The organism is Kitasatospora sp. NPDC101447, assembly GCF_044767225.1.
In the GTDB taxonomy this organism is placed as follows: domain Bacteria; phylum Actinomycetota; class Actinomycetes; order Streptomycetales; family Streptomycetaceae; genus Kitasatospora.
In genome coordinates this window covers 1-17262 of the sequence record NZ_JBIWNL010000011.1, presented here as the reverse complement: position 1 = coordinate 17262, position 17262 = coordinate 1, and the positions used below count along the sequence as shown (strand labels likewise).

General features: G+C 74.6%; 13 protein-coding genes, 2 rRNA genes and 1 pseudogene. 8 read left to right on the top strand and 8 right to left on the bottom strand.

Going from position 1 to position 17262, the window contains the following annotated elements; translation table 11 throughout:
- Positions 1 to 36 precede the first annotated feature (36 nt).
- Positions 37 to 795 (top strand): hypothetical protein, encoded by a 759-nt coding sequence (locus ACIRST_RS17585; RefSeq protein ID WP_402803035.1) that lies wholly within the window; start codon positions 37 to 39, stop codon positions 793 to 795.
- Here the strand turns inward: ACIRST_RS17585 and uppS are convergent.
- Complete coding sequence (gene uppS / locus ACIRST_RS17580; RefSeq protein ID WP_402803034.1) at positions 752 to 2455, bottom strand: polyprenyl diphosphate synthase; 1704 nt, start codon at positions 2453 to 2455, stop codon at positions 752 to 754. The genes ACIRST_RS17585 and uppS overlap by 44 nt on opposite strands.
- A gap of 213 nt (positions 2456 to 2668) precedes the next feature.
- Positions 2669 to 3259 carry an isochorismatase family protein gene (locus ACIRST_RS17575; protein WP_350521066.1) on the bottom strand — a complete coding sequence of 197 codons (591 nt, stop codon included), beginning with the start codon at positions 3257 to 3259 and terminating at the stop codon, positions 2669 to 2671.
- Positions 3260 to 3488: 229 nt separating this feature from the next.
- Here ACIRST_RS17575 and ACIRST_RS17570 point away from each other — a divergent pair.
- Positions 3489 to 4454: pseudogene (locus ACIRST_RS17570) on the top strand (GlxA family transcriptional regulator); the annotation flags it as partial.
- 142 nt (positions 4455 to 4596) lie between these two features.
- Here ACIRST_RS17570 and ACIRST_RS17565 read toward each other — a convergent pair.
- Together ACIRST_RS17565 and ACIRST_RS17560 are read right to left on the bottom strand one after the other, a co-directional pair.
- Positions 4597 to 6117, bottom strand: a complete 1521-nt coding sequence (locus ACIRST_RS17565) for a sensor histidine kinase (protein WP_402803033.1) — start codon at positions 6115 to 6117, stop codon at positions 4597 to 4599.
- A 29-nt stretch (positions 6118 to 6146) separates the two neighbouring features.
- Complete coding sequence (locus tag ACIRST_RS17560) at positions 6147 to 6863, bottom strand: response regulator transcription factor (protein ID WP_402803032.1); 717 nt, start codon at positions 6861 to 6863, stop codon at positions 6147 to 6149.
- A gap of 228 nt (positions 6864 to 7091) precedes the next feature.
- Here ACIRST_RS17560 and ACIRST_RS17555 point away from each other — a divergent pair, with 228 nt between their 5' ends.
- The 3 genes from ACIRST_RS17555 (at position 7092) to ACIRST_RS17545 (ending at position 9835) form a co-directional block, all read left to right on the top strand.
- Complete coding sequence (locus tag ACIRST_RS17555) at positions 7092 to 8483, top strand: ferric reductase-like transmembrane domain-containing protein (RefSeq protein ID WP_402803031.1); 1392 nt, start codon at positions 7092 to 7094, stop codon at positions 8481 to 8483.
- A gap of 95 nt (positions 8484 to 8578) precedes the next feature.
- Positions 8579 to 9052: an FMN-binding protein gene (locus ACIRST_RS17550; RefSeq protein ID WP_350521069.1), complete on the top strand. Its 474-nt coding sequence runs from the start codon at positions 8579 to 8581 to the stop codon at positions 9050 to 9052.
- A 30-nt stretch (positions 9053 to 9082) separates the two neighbouring features.
- Positions 9083 to 9835 carry an FAD:protein FMN transferase gene (locus tag ACIRST_RS17545; RefSeq protein WP_402803158.1) on the top strand — a complete coding sequence of 251 codons (753 nt, stop codon included), beginning with the start codon at positions 9083 to 9085 and terminating at the stop codon, positions 9833 to 9835.
- 319 nt (positions 9836 to 10154) lie between these two features.
- Here the strand turns inward: ACIRST_RS17545 and ACIRST_RS17540 are convergent, their stop codons facing one another.
- Positions 10155 to 11180 carry a hypothetical protein gene (locus ACIRST_RS17540; RefSeq protein ID WP_402803030.1) on the bottom strand — a complete coding sequence of 342 codons (1026 nt, stop codon included), beginning with the start codon at positions 11178 to 11180 and terminating at the stop codon, positions 10155 to 10157.
- Between the two features lie 705 nt (positions 11181 to 11885).
- Between ACIRST_RS17540 and ACIRST_RS17535 the strand changes: the two genes are divergently transcribed.
- Complete coding sequence (locus ACIRST_RS17535) at positions 11886 to 13577, top strand: phytoene desaturase family protein (RefSeq protein ID WP_402803029.1); 1692 nt, start codon at positions 11886 to 11888, stop codon at positions 13575 to 13577.
- Between the two features lie 109 nt (positions 13578 to 13686).
- Complete coding sequence (locus tag ACIRST_RS17530) at positions 13687 to 14301, top strand: TIGR03086 family metal-binding protein (protein WP_402803028.1); 615 nt, start codon at positions 13687 to 13689, stop codon at positions 14299 to 14301.
- A gap of 154 nt (positions 14302 to 14455) precedes the next feature.
- Here ACIRST_RS17530 and ACIRST_RS17525 read toward each other — a convergent pair whose 3' ends face one another.
- Positions 14456 to 15166 carry a hypothetical protein gene (locus ACIRST_RS17525; RefSeq protein WP_402803027.1) on the bottom strand — a complete coding sequence of 237 codons (711 nt, stop codon included), beginning with the start codon at positions 15164 to 15166 and terminating at the stop codon, positions 14456 to 14458.
- A gap of 450 nt (positions 15167 to 15616) precedes the next feature.
- On the opposite strand from ACIRST_RS17525, the gene ACIRST_RS17520 reads away from it, so the two are divergent.
- On the top strand, positions 15617 to 16519 hold the full coding sequence (locus ACIRST_RS17520) for a nuclease (protein WP_396552001.1): 903 nt from the start codon (positions 15617 to 15619) through the stop codon (positions 16517 to 16519).
- A gap of 343 nt (positions 16520 to 16862) precedes the next feature.
- On the opposite strand, the gene rrf is transcribed toward ACIRST_RS17520, so the two are convergent.
- Positions 16863 to 16979 (bottom strand): 5S ribosomal RNA (gene rrf / locus ACIRST_RS17515).
- An 82-nt stretch (positions 16980 to 17061) separates the two neighbouring features.
- Positions 17062 to 17262, bottom strand: a 23S ribosomal RNA gene (locus ACIRST_RS17510); the annotation flags it as partial.

Below are 17262 nucleotides of genomic sequence, written 5' to 3'. Positions count from 1 at the left end.
CCGCGCCGAGCGGCCCGGGAAGGACGGGTACGGGCGATGAGCACGACGCGACGGACGGTGCTGGGCGCGGCACTGGCCGCCCCGCTGCTTGGACAGTTCACGGCCACGGCGGCCGGCGCCGTCGACCGTGGCGCCGACGACGGTGGCACCGGCGCCGGGCGGGGTGCACGGGTCGGCGCACAGGGCGGCGCACGGGTCGGCCCGGCCGGGCAGACCCGACGGGCAGCGCAGGCCGGACGGCTGGGCACGGTCACCGAGGGCTGGGTGGAGGTGCGCTGGACAGCGGAGGCGCAGGCCCAACTCGACCGCTACAAGGCCGTGGTGGAGGCCATCGCTCCGGCGCGGCTGGTCCGGGACGACCGGGGCACCGCGGTCCGGCTCCCGGTGCGCTCGGCCGAGGGCGACCCCTCCCCGGCGGACCTGCCGAAGGCACACGGCGAGGGCGTGTTGGACGGCGGGGTCACCCTGAGCACCTCCGAGGGCACCTTCCGGGTGGTGAACCTGGCCGGTGCGATCGAGGACGGTCTGGCCTCGGGCCGGTGCGAGGTCGGCGGCGCGGACATGGGGCACCGGTCGGCGTTCCGCTGCGGCCTGGCGGAGGGGAAGTTGACGGCGGACCCGGTGCCGGCCGGGCAGCCGATGAAGGTCCGGCTCAGCGAGGTGCCGCTGCGCGCCACCCAGGAGGTGCTGGACGCGCTGACCGCGAGCTGCGGCCCGCATTCCGTCACCGTGGACACGGTGCTGGCGTACGTCACGGCCGAGGGGGTGTACACCCCTCCCCCCGCGCGGGCGTGAGGGCCCGGCCGGTCCGGGCCTGGGCGGGCAGCGCGCCACCGAAGCGGCGTTCGCGGCCGGCGTAGGCCCGGACGGCGTCGCGCAGCCGGGCGAGGTCGAAGTCCGGCCAGGGCGTCGGGTCGAAGAGCAGTTCGGCGTAGGCGAGCTGCCACGGCAGGAAGTTGCTGATCCGCTGCTCGCCGGAGGTGCGGATCAGCAGGTCGACGTCCGGCAGCTCCGGGACGTACAGGTGCCGGGTGAGGTCGGCCTGGCCGATGGCCTCCGGACGGATCGTCCCGGCGACTGCCTCCGCGGCCAACGCCCTTGCAGCCGTGACGAGTTCCTCCCGGCCGCCGTAGTCGGCGCAGACCGTCAGGGTCAGGGCGCCGTTGTTCGAGGTCAGGTGCTCCACCAGGGCGATCGAGGAGGCGAGCGACCCGTCGATCCGGTCGCGCCGGCCGCACCAGCGGATCCGGACGCCGAGTGCGTGCAGCCCCTCCGTGCTCCGGGCGATGCCGTCCGCGAGGGAGTCGAACAGCGCGGTCAGCTCCTCGGGCGGGCGGCCCCAGTTCTCCGTCGAGAACGCGTAGATGCTCAGGTGCCGGATGCCCAGGCGCAGCGCCGCGTTGACCAGGCGCAGCGCGGCCCGCTGACCGGCGTGGTGGCCGTGCTGGGCGGTCAGTCCCCGGGCCTCGGCCCAGCGCCGGTTGCCGTCCATGATCACCGCGACGTGGGCGGGGACGCGGTCGCGCTCCGGAGGGCAGTCGCGCCCCGGAGGGCGGGCGTGCCCCGGAGGGCAGTCGTGCCCCGGAGGGCAGGCGACGCGGCGGTGCGGTGTGGCGCCGTCGGTGGTCAACGGCGCCAGGCCCTCGATCAGGACCCGCGAGCGCAGCAACGTCAGTTCGTCGTATTGCAGTTGGGCGCCCAGGAGCAGCGTGTGCAGGAAGGGCCGGCACTCCGCCGCCACCAGCCAGGTGGCGGGGACGGCCTCCTCCAGGAGGGTGTGCCAGTGCGATCGCTGGGCCTCCGTCAGCTCGTCCAGGGCCGGGCTCGGCGCGGCGCGCACGAGATCGGTGAGGTCCAGCCCGAGGCGCCGCAGGTCGGCGCGAGGCAGGTGGCAGCGGCCCTGCGCGAGGTCGGCGGGCAGGTCCTGCACGTGATCCGCCAGTTGGCAGGCCTCGCCGAGGGCGGAGAGCGCCGCGGCCGCCCGGGGGCCGCGGGCGCCGAGCAGCGGGGCCCAGAGTTCGGTCATCGTCCCCGCGATGCGCCGGATGTGGCGCCGCTGGTCCGCGAAGGTCTCGATGGCGGGCGGGGAGGTGCTGTCGGCCTGCATGGCGGCCAGGAACTCCTCGATCAGCGACCGGTCGAGCTCCCACCGCCGCACCGTGTCGACGAACGCCCGGCGCAGCGGATGAGTGCTGCGGCCGGACGCCAGCTCGGCGAGGGTGGCGGTCCGCCATCGCGCGAAGCGGCGCCCGCGCTCCGCGGGTCGGCCCTCGTCGGCGATCCGGTCGGAGCGACAGCCGAAGGCGTTCACCGCGTCGACGTACGGCCGCAGCCCGCTCGGCAGCGCCTCGGTGGCGGCCCGCATCGCCGGCAGGGCGCGGCCCACCTCGGCCGCGCAGGCCCGGTACGACTCCTGCAGCTCGGGCGGGCCCGTGACCGCCGCGCTCTCCGCCATGCCCGCGCCCCGCCCTCCGACCGACACCGTGCTCCGCCTGGTCAACGAGGCAGGCTCGGATCGGTGGCGGACGGGACGACCGGCGGGCGGGACAGCCGGCGGGCGCGGGCGGCAGGCGGGGCGCGGGCGGCAGGCGGGCGCGGGCGGTCCCGCTGCCCTCGGGCCCGCCCGCCGCCCGTCGACTCACCCGCTACCCGGCGGCTCACCCGTCGGTCAGCCCAGGTCCGCCGGGGAGTCCACCACCACCCCGTACAGGTCTCCGATCGTCGCCAGCGCAGCGCGGTGGACCTGGGCGGCGGTCAGCTCGGTGCCCGCCGACTGCAGCGGCCGGGTCGCACTGGCGGCGGCGACGACGGTCGGGCGGTTGCCGCGCAGGAAGGCACCGGCCGTGGTGAAGGTGACGCACATGTGGGTCATGAATCCGGCGACGACGACGTCCTGGTGGCCGGCCGCGTCGACCAGCTCGCCCAGCTCGGTGCCGACGAAGGCGTCCGGGACCTGCTTGACGACCACGCGCTCGCCCTCGACGGGCGCCACGCTCGGGTGGATCTGCCCGATCTCGGCCCGGACGTCGTACGGGGTGCCCTCGCCGCCGTCGTTGATCACGTGGATGACGGTGGCGCCGGCCGCCCGGGCCCGGGCGAGCAGGTCGGCGGCGGCGTCGAGTGCCTGCTGCCAGCCGTCCAGTTCCATGACACCGCGCACGTAGGTGTTCTGGTAGTCGACCAGGATCACGGTCGCTTCGGCGAGCGAGGCCGGCTTCTCGTCGAGTCCGTTGAGGGCGCGCAGGGTGGTCGTGGGCACAGCGGTGCCGCCTTTCGTTGTCGGGAAGGGAGTCGGGTTTCGGCAGGTCACGCGTGGTGCGCCCTGCCCGGAAAACGCTACGGGCGGCCCTCGCATGGCGGCAATGCCATCTAACATGCAGATTCCGACATCGAGGAGAACAGCCGTGCACACCGAGACCGAGACCCGTGACGGGAACGACACCGCGGCAGCCGCTCCGGTCGGGGCCGACCCCGGAGCCGTCCGGCGGCTGATCGTCATCGTCCTGTTCGAGGGCGTCGACCTGCTCGACGTGACCGGCCCGCCGGAGGTGTTCGCGCTGCTCCGGCGGGAGACCGGCGACGCGGCCGGCTACCGGGTCGTCCTCGCCGCCGAGACCATGGCGCCGGTCACCACCGCCGCGGGCGTGCGGATCCTGCCCGACCTCACCTTCGACCGGGCCGCCGAGGGCGGGATCGACACCCTGCTGGTGCCCGGATCGGTCGAGGTGGACGAGCGGAGCCGGGTCCGCGCCGTCACCGACCCGGCGGTGGTCGAGCGGGTCCGGGTGCTGGCCGCCCGCTCGCGCCGGGTGGCGAGCGTCTGCGTCGGCGCGCACCTGCTCGCCGCCGCCGGGCTGCTGAACGGCCGGCGGGCCACCACGCACTGGTCCACGGCCGACCAACTCGCCGACGAGTACCCGGAGATCGAGGTGGACGCCGACCCGATCTTCATCCGCGAGGGCGAGGTCTGGACCGGCGCCGGCATCAGTGCCTGCCTGGACCTCTCGCTCGCCCTGGTCGCCGAGGACTTCGGCGAGGAGTTGGCGCTGCGGGTCGCCCGCCAGCTGGTGATGTACCTCAAGCGTCCGAGCGGCCAGAGCCAGTTCAGCGTCCCGCTGGAGCCGGTCTCGACCACCCGCAGGATCGAGGAGCTGCGCCACCACATCCTGCGCAACCTGTCCGGGCGGCTCACCGTCCCGGACCTCGCCGCCCACGCCCACGTCAGCGAACGGCAGTTGACCCGGATCTTCAAGACGGAGCTGGGCACCACGCCGAGCGCGTACGTCGAGTCGGCCCGGGTCGAACTCGCCCGCCACCAGCTGGAGTCGGGCGACGCCACGCTGGAACGCATCGCCACCGCCTGCGGGTTCGGCACCACCGACACCCTGGTGCGCGCCTTCCGCCGCCGCCTCGGCACCACGCCGACCGACTACCGCCTGCGCTTTCGCACCGGCACCGGCACCGCCGGCAGGGACACCGGCACGGCCGCCGCAGCGGACGCGACGACGGACGCGACGGCTGCTGTGACGACCGTTGCAACGACGGACGCGACGACTGCCCCGACGACGGCCGCGACGACGTACGCGACGACGGCCGTCACGGTTCCCGCTCCGGCGAGCCCTGCGGCAACCGGACGGTGAACACCGTACGGCCCGGCCGGCTGGCCGCGTCGACCGTGCCGCCGTGCGCCCGGACCACGGCCCGGACGATCGCCAGCCCGAGCCCGGTCGAGCCGGTGGCCCGCGAGCGGGCGCGGTCGCCCCGGACGAAGCGTTCGAAGACCCGCTCCAGCAGCTCCGGTGCGATGCCCGGGCCGTCGTCCGTCACGCTCAACTCGACCTGATCGCCGACTCGTTCGCGTTCCAGCCGCAGCTCGATCCCGGTGCCGGGCGGGGTGTGGGTCCGGGCATTGGCCAGCAGGTTGGCCGCAGCCTGGCTCAGCCGGTGCTCGTCGCCGCGGACCACGACCGGATCCTCCGGGAGGGCGAGTCGCCAGCGGTGGTCCGGTCCGGCGGCGCGGGCGTCGGCCACGGCGTTGAGGGCGATCCGGGTCAGATCCACGTCCTCCTCGGCCAGTGGACGGCCGGCGTCCAGGCGGGCGAGCAGCAGCAGGTCCTCGACGATCGCCCCCATCCGCACCGCCTCGGCGTCGATCCGCTCCAGCGAGTGCCGGACCGGCGCCGGCACCTCCCCGGGGTGGCGAAGCGCCAGTTCGGCGTGGCCGCGCACGGTCGCGACCGGGGTGCGCAGCTCGTGGCTGGCGTCCGCGGCGAAGCCCCGCAGCCGTTCCTCCACGGCGTGGCGGCGGGCCAGGGCGTCGCCGACGTGGCCGAGCATCCGGTTGAGCGCCGCGCCGACCCGGCCGACCTCGGTGCGCGGGTCGTCGTCCGGCACGCGTTCGGCCAGCAGGACCTCGCCGCTGGCGAGCGGCATCGCGCTGACCCGCTCGGCCATGCCCACCACCCGCCGCAGCGGGCGCAGCGACCAGCCGACCCAGAGCGCCCCGGCCGTACCGGCGGCCGCGACGGCGATCGCGAAGACCGTCAGTTCCAGGCCCTCCAGCCGCCGGACGGTCTCCTCGGCCGGACGCAGCGGCAGGCCGCTGACCAGCACGTCGCCGTCCCGCCCGGCGACCGCGCGGACCCGGTAGTGGCCCTGGGCCTCGCCGAGGTCGAGGGTGCGGGCCGGGCCGCCGACCGGCAGGGCGGCGAGCGCCCGCTGCTGGGCGGGGGTGAAGCTGATCCGGTCGTCCTCGTCGTCGGGGCCGTCCGTGTCGTCGGCATCACCGTCGACCACGCCCGCCGCGGTGACCCGCCCGCCGAGCAGCCGTACGCCGAGGGTGCCCGGGGTCTGCGCCCGAGTGTCGGGGCCGCCGCCCTGCCCGGTGTGCTCCAGGCTCGCGGCGTAGCGGCCGCCGGCCTCGGCGAGCTGCTGGTCGAGGCGGTCGACCAGGAAGTGGCGCAGCGCGGCGGTGGTGGCGAAGCCCACGGCGGCGCAGGTGACGACGAGCAGCACCAGCAGGCCGGCGATCAGGCGGGCGCGCAGGGTCCGGGGGACGGGCCGGAGCCGGCTGCCGCGCGGGCCGGCCGGGGCGGTCGGGGCGGTCGGGCGGGTCATGCGGAGCAGGCGGGTCGGACGGCGCGGGCTCATGTCGCGGCCTTGATCAGGTACCCCGCGCCCCGCACCGTGTGGATCATCGGACTCCGGCCCGCATCCACCTTCTTCCGCAGGTAGCTGATGTACAGCTCGACGATGTGCGCCTGCCCGCCGAAGTCGTACGACCAGACCGCGTCCAGGATCTGGGCCTTGCTGAGCACCTGGCGGGGGTGGCGCATCAGGTGGGCGAGCAGCGCGTACTCGGTCGGGCTGAGTTCGACGGTCTCGCCGCCGCGGGTCACCTCGCGGGCCCGGTCGTCCAGGACGAGGTCGCCGAGCACCAGCGCGTGCGCGGGCGGCCGGTGCGACGCGGCGGGCGGGGCGGCCCGGCGCAGCAGCCCGCGCAGCCGGACGACCACCTCGGCCAGGCTGAACGGCTTGGTCACGTAGTCGTCGCCGCCCGCCGCGATGCCGGCGATCCGCTCCTCGACGGCGTCCCGGGCGGTGAGGAAGAGCACCCGCACCTCGGGCTGCTCGGCGTGGACGCGCCGCAGCACTTCCAGGCCGTCGAGGTCGGGCAGCATCACGTCGAGCACCACGGCGTGCGGGCGCCAGGCCGCGGCGGCCTCGACGGCGGCCAGTCCGGTGGTCGCGCCGCGCGCCTGCCAGCCCTCGTAGCGGACGGCGCCGCAGACCACCTCGACCAGGTCCGGCTCGTCGTCGACGACCAGGACGCGCCACTCCGGACGGTCGGCGGTGTCGTCCATGCTGCTCCCTCGGACTCGTGCTGGGCGGCGTTCATTCTGCACCGCCGCGATGAGAAAGCCCTGAGACACCGGAGAGCCGTTCGTGGACCAGCACACCCGCCCTGACCTGGTCGAATGCCGCTGCGCGGGGGCGTGGGAGGCGGTCCGGTTCAGAGGCGGCTCAGAGCTTGCGGTGCCATCGTGGTCGGCCTCGGCGGCACTCGCCGCCGGGCGCTGAGGAGGTTCCCGATGACCACTGCCGCCGCACCGGAGTCGCGGCCCGACCCCCGGCGCGGGCCGCGACCGGCGCCCGCCGGCCGGGGGCACCGGGCCGCGCCGCACCCGCCGTTCGCGCTGGAACCGGCCCCCGCGCTCGGCCTGATCTCGGTCGGCGCCCTCGGCGTGCTGGCGCTGTGGTGGGTGAGCACCCCGGCGGTCGTCGGCGCGGCGGGCTGGCTGACCGGCGCCGGGCGGATCACCGGACTGCTCGCGGGGTACGCCGCGCCGGTGCTGCTCCTGCTGATTGCGCGGCTGCCGCCGCTGGAGCGCGGGGTCGGCGCGGACCGGCTGGCGCGCTGGCACGCCTTCGGCGGGCGCTGGCTGGTCGCCGCCGTCTCGGTGCACGTGCTCACCGTCGTCTGGGGCTACGCGCTGACCGACGGGCGCGGCCTGATCGGCGAGGGCGTGGAGGTCGTCCTCCACTACCCCGAGATGATCAAGGCGACCCTGGGCACGCTGGCGCTGCTCGGCACCGGTGCGGTCTCCGCCCGGGCCGCGCGCCGCCGCCTGTCGTACGAGGCCTGGTACTACCTGCACCTGGCGACGTACCTGGCGGTCGCACTCACCTTCTCCCACCAGCTGGCCACCGGCGCCGACCTGGGCGGCGGCCCCGGCCGGGCCGCCTGGTACGCGCTCTACTTCGGCACGGCGGCGTTGCTCGGCTGGTACCGGCTGGCCCGGCCGTGGCTGCTCGACCGGCGGCACGGGCTGCGGGTCGCGGAGGTACGGCCGGAGGGCCCCGGCGTGGTGTCGCTGTTCCTGACCGGGCAGCGACTGGACGAACTCGGTGCCGAGGCGGGCCAGTTCTTCCGCCTCCAGTTCCAGGCGCCCGGCCTGCGCTGGGCCGCCAACCCGTACTCGCTCTCCGCGCCGCCGCACCCGCGGTTCCTGCGCTTCACAGTCAAGGACCTCGGCGGGCACAGCGCCGCGGTCGCCGACCTGCGCCCGGGCACCAAGGTGCGCGCCGAAGGCCCGTACGGCGCGTTCACCGGGCGGCGGCTGCGCCGGCGCCGGGTGCTGCTGCTCGGGGCGGGCGTCGGGATCACCCCGCTGCGCGCCCTGTTCGAGACGCTGCCGGGCGAGCTGACGCTGGTCCAGCGGGCCCGGCGGCCGGAGGACGTGCTGTTCCGCACGGAGCTCGCCGACGTCGCCCGGCGGCGCGGCGCGACCGTGCACGAGCTGCTCGGCTCCCGGGACCAGGTCGGCGACCTCGGCACCGCGCTCGCCCGGCTCGTCCCGGACCTCGCCGGGCACGACGTCTACCTGTGCGGCCCGGAAGCCCTGACCGCGGAGGCCGTCCGCGCGCTGCGGGCGGCGGGGGTCCGACCGCGACACATCCACCACGAGAGCTTCTCGCTCTGAGCCCGGCCGCCTCCTGCAGCCTCCTGCCACCACCACACCACCGAGCCCGGTCCGGTCCTGCCGGGCCTTCCCGACCCCCGAGGAGCGTCGATTCCATGCGCCGAGCCGTCGTCACCAGCGCCGCCACCGCCGCCGGGGTGGTGCTGCTGCTCTCCCTCAAACCGCACGAGGCGGCCGGGCCGGCCCCGGTGATCGGCTCGGGGTCGGACACCGCCACCGGCTCCGACGTGTCGGAGCCGTCGAACGCGCCCGCGCCGTCGGCCTCCGCAGCCACGTCCGCTCCCGCCGGCACCACCCGGAAGGTCAGCGGCGACACCGTCAACACCCGCTACGGCCCGGTGCAGGTCCAGGTCACCCTCAACGGCAGCCGGATCACCGCCGTCGACGTGGTCAAGTACCCCACCGCCGAGCGGCGCGACCGCGAGATCAACACCTCTGCCCTGCCCGTACTCAACCAGGAGGCGATCTCCGCGCAGAGCGCCCGGATCGACGTCGTCAGCGGCGCGACCTACACCAGCGACGGCTACATCCGCTCGCTGCAGAGCGCGCTCGACCGGGCGAAGGGCTGAGACACCGTGCTCCGCCACGCCGAGCCCGTGATGGGCACCGTCTTCTCGATCACCGTCCGCGACCCGGGCCCGAGGACGGCCGCCGTACTGGAACGGATCACCGAACGGCTGCACCGGATCGACGCGGTGTTCTCCACCTACCGGCCGGACAGCGACATCAGCCGCCTCGGCCGGGGCGAACTGGCCCTGGCCGACTGCGATCCGGACGTCCCCACCGTCCTGGCCGCCTGCCGCGAGACCGCCGCGCAGACCGACGGCTGGTTCAGCGAACGGCCCGACGGACGGCTCGACCCCAGCGGCTGGGTCAAGGGGTGGGCGATCGAGGAGGCGGCCGCGCTGCTGCGCTCCTCCGGCGCCCGGCAGTACTGCGTCAGCGGCGGCGGGGACGTGCAGACCGGCGGCGGGCCGTGGCGGATCGGCATCGCCGACCCCCGGCAACCGGGCCTGCTCGCCGCCGTGCTGGCCGGCCGCGACCTCGCCGTGGCCACCTCCGGCACCGCCGAGCGCGGCGCGCACGTCCTCGACCCGCACACCGGCCGCCCGGCCACCGGCCTCGCCTCCCTCACCCTGGTCGGCTCCCCCGGCACCGGCATCGCCCGCACCGACGCCTGGGCCACCGCCGCCTTCGCCATGGGCCCCGACCGCGCCCTCGCCTGGGCCGCCCGCCGACCCGGCATCGAGGCGCTCGCCGTCCTGCCCGACGGCACCAAACGCTGGACACCGGGCCTGCCCGCCCACCTCCCCGCGAGCGGGCCGGCGGACTGGCAACCCACCGCCGGGTGAGCGCCGAGCCACACTCGTGAGCTGCGCGCATGAGGTGCGCTCATGGGGTGCGCCCATGAGATCCGTTGATGGGGGGCGTGCATGAGGTGCGCTCATGCACACCTGCACCATGCGGAACCCTCATGACCTGGGGCCATGAGCAACTCTCATGGCATGGGCCATGAGCAACTCTCATGAGCCGACGCCCATGAGCTCCGATCATGTGACTGCCCCATGAGGTCCGCTCATGCCCGCCCTCCCATGAAGCAAGCTCATGGTGAGAGGAGGAAGCCCGGAAGTCCATGGGCCGGGCCCCATGAGACGCCCTCATGCCTCCGCCCTACGCGCGCTCCTGCTGCGCCGCCCGCCACGCCTCCCACGCCACCAGTGGCGCCAGGTACGACCAGCGCTGCGAGCCGTCCGGGCAGACGCCGCCCTCGACCAGCTGGGACACCGAGCGGCGGTTGAACGGCACCCAGACCGCCATGTCGTGTTCGAAGGTGCTGTGGCAGGCCTCGCGGCGGCGGTCGATCTCGGCGGCGTCCAGCCGGGCCCGGACGGTGGCGACCAGCGCGTAGCAGGAAGCCGGCTCGCTCCAGCCCAGCCAGGTGATCACCGTCGGCCCGACGTCCGCCGGCAGCAACCCCAACTCCTCCTCCAGCGCCCGGTGGACCAGCGCGTAGAAGTCCTCGGCGGCCCCCGGCTCGTCCCGGTACTTCATGGTCTCGTTGATCCCGACCGTCCACTGCGCCGGGAAGGTCCGGACCGCCAGCGAGCGACGGAGCAGCAACAGTCGGCCCGCACGGTCCCGCACCGCGACGCAGGCGCTCATCATCGTCGGCGGCGCGGTCGCCACGAAGCTCGTCAGCCCCTCGTCCAGCGCCTCGCGCAACAGCCGTCCCGCCTCCGGATCCTCCCGGCCCAGTCGGGTGGTGGCCATGCACTCCGCGTAGTCGCTCTCGGCGATGCTCACCTCGCACACCCGTGCCGCGCTGTGCTCACCGTGATCGACCGTCAGCCGCGAGACGTACGCCGTGCGGCCCGCCGCCCCGGCGGCGCGCTGGCGCTCCACCTCGTCGGCCCACCCGACCGCGTCCAGCCGGTGCGGGCGCACCACCCGCCCGTCGTACGAGGTCACCAAGGTACCGGGAGTGAGCGGCCGGGACGCCGACCAGGTGATCAGGGACGCCAGCCCGTCCGCCCGGACGTCGTGCGCCCGCGCCGCCTCCGACAGGCTCATCCGCCGGACCCGCGGCGCCGGCAGGCGCGAACCGATGCGCGAGCCGCCGTACTTGGCGAAGTCGTACACCAGATTGGTCAGCACGCCGAGCAACAGCGCTCCGCCGATCCCCAGCAGCCACTCCACCCGGTTCCCCCACCCTCATGCGCCGCCCGCCCCATTGTGGGGTCGTCGGCCACCCGGGGAAAAGACCTTCAGGCAGACCGGCCGCCGCGTCCATCACCACGGTGCGCGCGCCGGTTCGGCGACGGCCCTCCCCGTGACCGGTCGCGGACGGCGCCTGCGTGGTGGCGCCTCATGCCTCGCCGGCGGAACGCCGCCATCCCGAACGGCGGTGGATCGAACGGGACTTGCACGAGGGCGCCCGGGCCGACCCGGTGGCCGTCCCGCTCCGGTTCGGAGGATGCGCCGGCGGTCAGGGCGTTGTCGTCGCCGATCAGGATCCGAACGGGATGTCCACCTCCGATACGGCCGGGTCCCCGGTCGTGCCGGACAGGTCGATGGCCGTCGAAACGCGGCGACCCGGTGTCGGATCCCGGGCAGGCCGCTTCCGGTGCCTTCGGCGGCAGCGTCCTTCCGTCGTCCTCGACCCGGCTGCGATCCGGTCGGCGGTGATCGCAGCCGGGTCGAGGGGCGGCACTGGTGGTGAGATCGGTCCGGGGGGGACGGCATGGTGGGTGGCGAGCGAGCGGACGGCCTTTGGAGAGCCCCCGGTCGGCGAGCACGGGCGGGTGGCTTCCACGCACCAGGGCGGACGCCTGGCCGGCGAGGGGCCCGGCCGGGCCGTGCACGGCTGTTCCGCGCGTCCGCGATGTGGCGTAGCGTGGCCGGATGAACACGAACGCGTCCTCGCGGTACGACGTCGTGATCGTCGGCGGCGGGCACAACGGGCTGGTGGCCGCGGCGTACCTGGCACGGGCCGGGCAGCGGGTGCTGGTGCTGGAGCGGCTGGACCGGGTGGGCGGGGCGGCGGTGTCCGCGCGGGCGTTCCCCGGGGTGGACGCGCGGCTGTCGCGCTACTCGTACCTGGTGAGCCTGCTGCCGGGGAAGATCGTGCGGGACCTCGGGCTGCGGCTGGAGCTGCGGCGGCGCCGGATCGCCTCGTACACGCCCGTCGAGCGGGACGGCAAGCCGACCGGCCTGCTGGTGGACGCGGGCGATCCCGGCCGGACCCGGGAGTCGTTCCGGGCGCTGACCGGCGGCGACCGGGAGTGGCAGGCCTGGCAGCGCTTCTACGGGATGACCGGGCGGGTCGCCGAGCGGGTGTTCCCGACGCTGACCGAACCGCTGCCCTCCCGCGCGGAGCTGCGCCGGCGGGTCGCGGACGAGGACGCCTGGCGGTCGCTGTTCGAGGAGCCGCTGGGTGTGGCGGTCGAGCGGAGCTTCGCGGACGACCTGGTGCGCGGGGTGGTCCTGACGGACGCGCTGATCGGTACCTTCACCCACGCCCACGACCCGTCGCTCCGGCAGAACCGCTGCTTCCTGTACCACGTGATCGGCAACGGCACGGGCGACTGGGACGTGCCGGTGGGCGGGATGGGCGCGGTGACGGGCGCACTCGCCGAGGCGGCGCTGGCGGCCGGGGCCGAGATCCGGACCGGGCACGAGGTCACCGGCGTCGCGGCCGACCGTGACGGCGACGGCCGTGGCGACGCCGAGGTGTCCTACCGGGCCCCGGGCCGGGACGCCGAGGGGACGGTGGCGGCACGCCGGGTGCTGGTGAACGCCGCGCCCGCGGTCCTGGCCCGGCTGCTGGGCGACGAACCGGGGCCCGCACCCGAGGGCGCCCAGCTGAAGGTCAACATGGTGCTGCGCCGACTGCCGCGCCTGCGGGACACCGCCGCCGACCCGCGCGAGGCCTTCGCGGGGACCTTCCACATCGCCGAGGGCTACCGGCAGTTGGCGACCGCGTACACCGAGGCACGGGCCGGCCGGATGCCCTCGGCGCCGCCGTCCGAGATCTACTGCCACACCCTCACCGATCCGTCGATCCTCGGCCCGGAGGCCGTCCGGCAGGGGCTGCAGACGCTGACCCTCTTCGGCCTGCACATGCCCGCCCGCCTGTTCGGCGATCCGGCGGCCAAGGACCGGGCGCTGGCCGCGAGCCTGGCACAGCTGGACGCGGTACTGGCCGAGCCGATCGCCGACTGCCTGGCCACCGACGCCGACGGCCGCCCCTGCGTCGAGGCCCGGACGCCGCCGGAGCTGGAGCGGGAGATCGGCCTGCCGGGCGGCCACATCTTCCACCGCGACCTGTCCTTCCCGTTCCGGGAGGTGTACGTCCCGGGCCGCAAGGCGTCCTTCCCGGGCCGGGACGGGGGCGAGGACGAGGGCGGGGAAGGGGGCCGGTACGAGGACCGCGCCCGCGCTGCGGCGAGCGGTGCCGCGGCCCGCTGGGGCGTGGCGACGGACCGCCCGAACGTCCTGCTGTGCGGCGCGGGGGCCGTGCGCGGTGGCGGGGTCAGCGGGATCCCGGGCCACAACGCGGCCCGGGCCGTGCTGGAGGAGCTCGGCGGCCGCTGACGGGGAGCCACCGGGCGAGCACCCACGGCGGTCGGCCCCCCGTAAACCTGGCAAGTCACTCCCGGTGGCGGTTTACTGAGAGTTAGCAGGACAGGAGGGAGGCCCTCCGATGGAATGTCCGCATCCTCCCGGTTTCCACGTCGAGGTCCGTGAACACTACGTCGCTGCCGTGGCGGAGGTGACCCGCCTCGTGCGGGCCGTTCCGGAAGACGGCTGGACGGCATCCACCCCGTGTCGGGGCTGGGACGTCCACACACTCGTGAACCACCTTGCCGCGCAGCACCTCTGGGTCTGCCAGGCGGTGGCAGGCTACACCCCGGAGGCGATCGGCCGCCGGTTCGAAGGCGACGTGCTGGGCCGCAACCCCGTCGGGGTGTGGACGATGGCCGCCGACACCGCGGTGCGCGCGCTGCACCAGCCGGGCGCGCCGGACCTGCTGGTCCACCTGTCGTACGGGGTGCGCGACGCCGGCGGGTACGCCCGCGAGCTGACCGCCGAGACCGTCGTGCACAGCTGGGACCTGGCCCGGGCCCTGGGCGAGAGCGGCCGGATGCCGCCGGGCGCCGCCGCGTACGCGCTCACCGAGTTCCAGGGCTACCGCAACCTGGCCGGCACCGGCCTGTTCGACCCGCCGGTAGCCGACGCCCCGGCCGCCGACGCCCAGGACCGGCTGCTGGCCCTCACCGGGCGCGACCCGAACTGGTCCTACGACAAGCTGCGCTGACGGCCCGTCAGCCAGGTCGGCCCGCCGGACGACAGGTCCCCGCGCCCGGATCCGGACGCGGGGACGGAGGCCGTGCCAGCGGGGCCGCCAGACCCTCGGACCGTCCGAACCCGTCCGACCCGCCGGTCCGCCGGTCCGCCGGCCCCGCGGCCCGTCAGGCGCGCGCGAGCACCCAGGCACCGAGGCCGTTGCAGCCACCTGCCGAGTAGGTCGTGGAGCGGAAGCCGGGCGGGATGGGCGAACCCGGGCAGGTCCACAGGCCCACGCGGGCGGTGTTGTGGTACCAGGCGCCGGCGCCGTCGCAGCCGGCCTGCATGTGACCGGTGATCACGTAGCCCGCCACCACCGGGGAGCCCGAGCAGGTCCAGATCCCGTCATGCGGGAGGCCGTGCTGCCAGGAGCCGATGCCGCCGCAGCCGGCCCGCAGGTGATTGGTGATGACGTACCCGGGCACGACGGGCGAGCCGGAACACGTCCATATGCCGTCCTTCACCAGGCTGTGGCGCCACGAGCCGATGCCGCGGCACCCGTACGTCGTGTGGTCGGTGATCACGTAGCCGGCGACCACCGGGGAGCCCGAGCAGGTCCAGATGCCGTCCTTCACCGGCTGCTGGTACCAGGAGCCGAAGCCGCCGCAGCCCGCGCCGTCGTGGTCCGTGATGACGTTCCCCGCGTCGACGGGCTGCCCGGAGCAGGCCCACCGGCCCGGGCTGCCCCAGGCGGCCTTCGCCTCCGCCGATGACATGCCGGAGACCGTACCGCCCAGGACGACGGCCGCGACCAGGGCGAACGCCGCCGCGGCGGCTCCGATCCCCCGGCCGGCGACGGCTGCCGCCGCCCGCTTCCACAGCTGACGGACATTCATCTTCGTGACCACTCCTGTCGGTTCGGGGTGCGGGAAGCGCTCCGCCCGCCCGGTGCCCGGCGGCGGAACGAGAGCCACCCTACGGGGGAGGTGGAGTGAGGGATCAGTGGAGATTCCAGGAATCCCGCCCCGGCGGCCACCTTGTCCGAAACCCGTCATGCCGACCCGCCCACACCCCGGCGCACCGGGCGTCGCACCGACCGGCGCACCGGGCGATCCACGGCGGCCGGCGCCCGCCCCTCACGGTGCGTGAGCACCTCCCTCCGGCGTGACACCACCGCCGGACGGGCGCATGGTGGAGGAAAAGGGCGATGCGGACGACTGCCGCCGGATTCGCCACCCGGGGCCCGCCAGGCCAGAGCCCTTCGCATACGGACGGAGCTTCGGCCCCGGTACCACGGCGGTGGCGTCCGGCCCGAGCCGCGTCCGGTCAGATCCGGGAGGCAGACAATGTCCATGGTCCTCATCACCGGCTCGTACCAGGTCCTCCACGACCGACCCGACGGCGACACCGTCCACTTCCTGCCGCAGGACCCGGGCTTCTGGTTCGACGTCCCGGGCCGCAACCGGGTCGACCGCGACGAGCACGGCGGTGCCTCGCTCCGGCTGGACGCGATCGACGCCCTGGAGACCCACTACAAGGGCGTCGGGCCGGACTTCGCGCACCAGCCGCTCGGGCTCGGCGCACACGCCGCCCGCAACGAACTGCTGAAGTGGCTGGGCTTCACCGACGTCGTGCAGGACGACACGGAGAAGGTGACCGCCTCGACGCCGGCCGCCGTCCCGGGCTACATCCTCACCGGCGGCGCCGACGTCTTCCACCGCTGCGTGGCCCTCGTCGGGCGCGGGGACGCGCCGAGCGTCGGGGACCCGCCGAAGCCCGCGCGGAGCGGCTTCCGGCTGGACGTCACCGTCGACATGCTGCACGACACCGTCAACCACCACCTGCTCTCGCGCGGGCTGGTCTACCCCACCTTCTACCAGAGCCTGCCCGACCTCCTGCGGGCCGACCTCACCGCCACCGCCCGGCAGGCCCGCACGGCCATGGCCCCCGACAGCGTCTGGCTGCACGACGTGACCACCAGCGGCGCGAAGATCGAGAACCTCGAATCGATCACCGAGGACCTCGTGATGCTCCCGAAGCTCTTCCGCCGCCTCGTCGACTACATCCGGCTCTTCGGCCCCGGACTGGGCTGCCTGCCCGCCTTCCTGGCCGGTGGCGCCGACGAGTTCACCCTCCCCGAGCAGCCCAAGCCGCCCACCGTCGGCCTCCAGCACGTGGTCGAGGTCACCAACGGCGGCACGCTGCGGATGACCCGCCCCATCGAGGACCTGCTGTTCACCGAGAAGTAGCCCGTCCCGCCCGAACGGGACCCTGGGCTGCTGTGCGTCGACGTCTTCGTCGGCGGGCTCCATGTGAACACGTGGGACAACGCGTTCTACCCGCCGCTGCTGGTCAAGAAGCTCAAGGACGAACTCGGCCGCCACCGCACAGCGACCGCTCGGCCGGTGGGCTTCACCACCCCCTCCGCGTCCTTGGCACCGACGCCGCCGAGGCCATCCGCAACCGCTACCCGCACTGAGCCCGCACGGATCCGCCCCCCCCCGGGGGGCGGATCCTGCGGCCGGGAAAAAGTCCCGGGAAACGCGAAGAACCCCCATCCGGAATCCGGATGGGGGTTCTTCAGCAATGATTGTTCGGCGGCGTCCTACTCTCCCACAGGGTCCCCCCTGCAGTACCATCGGCGCTGTGAGGCTTAGCTTCCGGGTTCGGAATGTAACCGGGCGTTTCCCTCACGCTATGACCACCGAAACACTATGAAACTGTCAACCGCACACCCGAACAAGTTCGGGCGGGTCGTTGTTTCAGAACAACACAGTGGACGCGAGCAACTGAGGACAAGCCCTCGGCCTATTAGTACCGGTCAACTCCACCCCTCACAGGGCTTCCATATCCGGCCTATCAACCCAGTCGTCTACTGGGAGCCTTACCCTCTCAAGGAGGTGGGAGTGCTCATCTCGAAGCAGGCTTCCCGCTTAGATGCTTTCAGCGGTTATCCCTCCCGAACGTAGCCAACCAGCCATGCCCTTGGCAG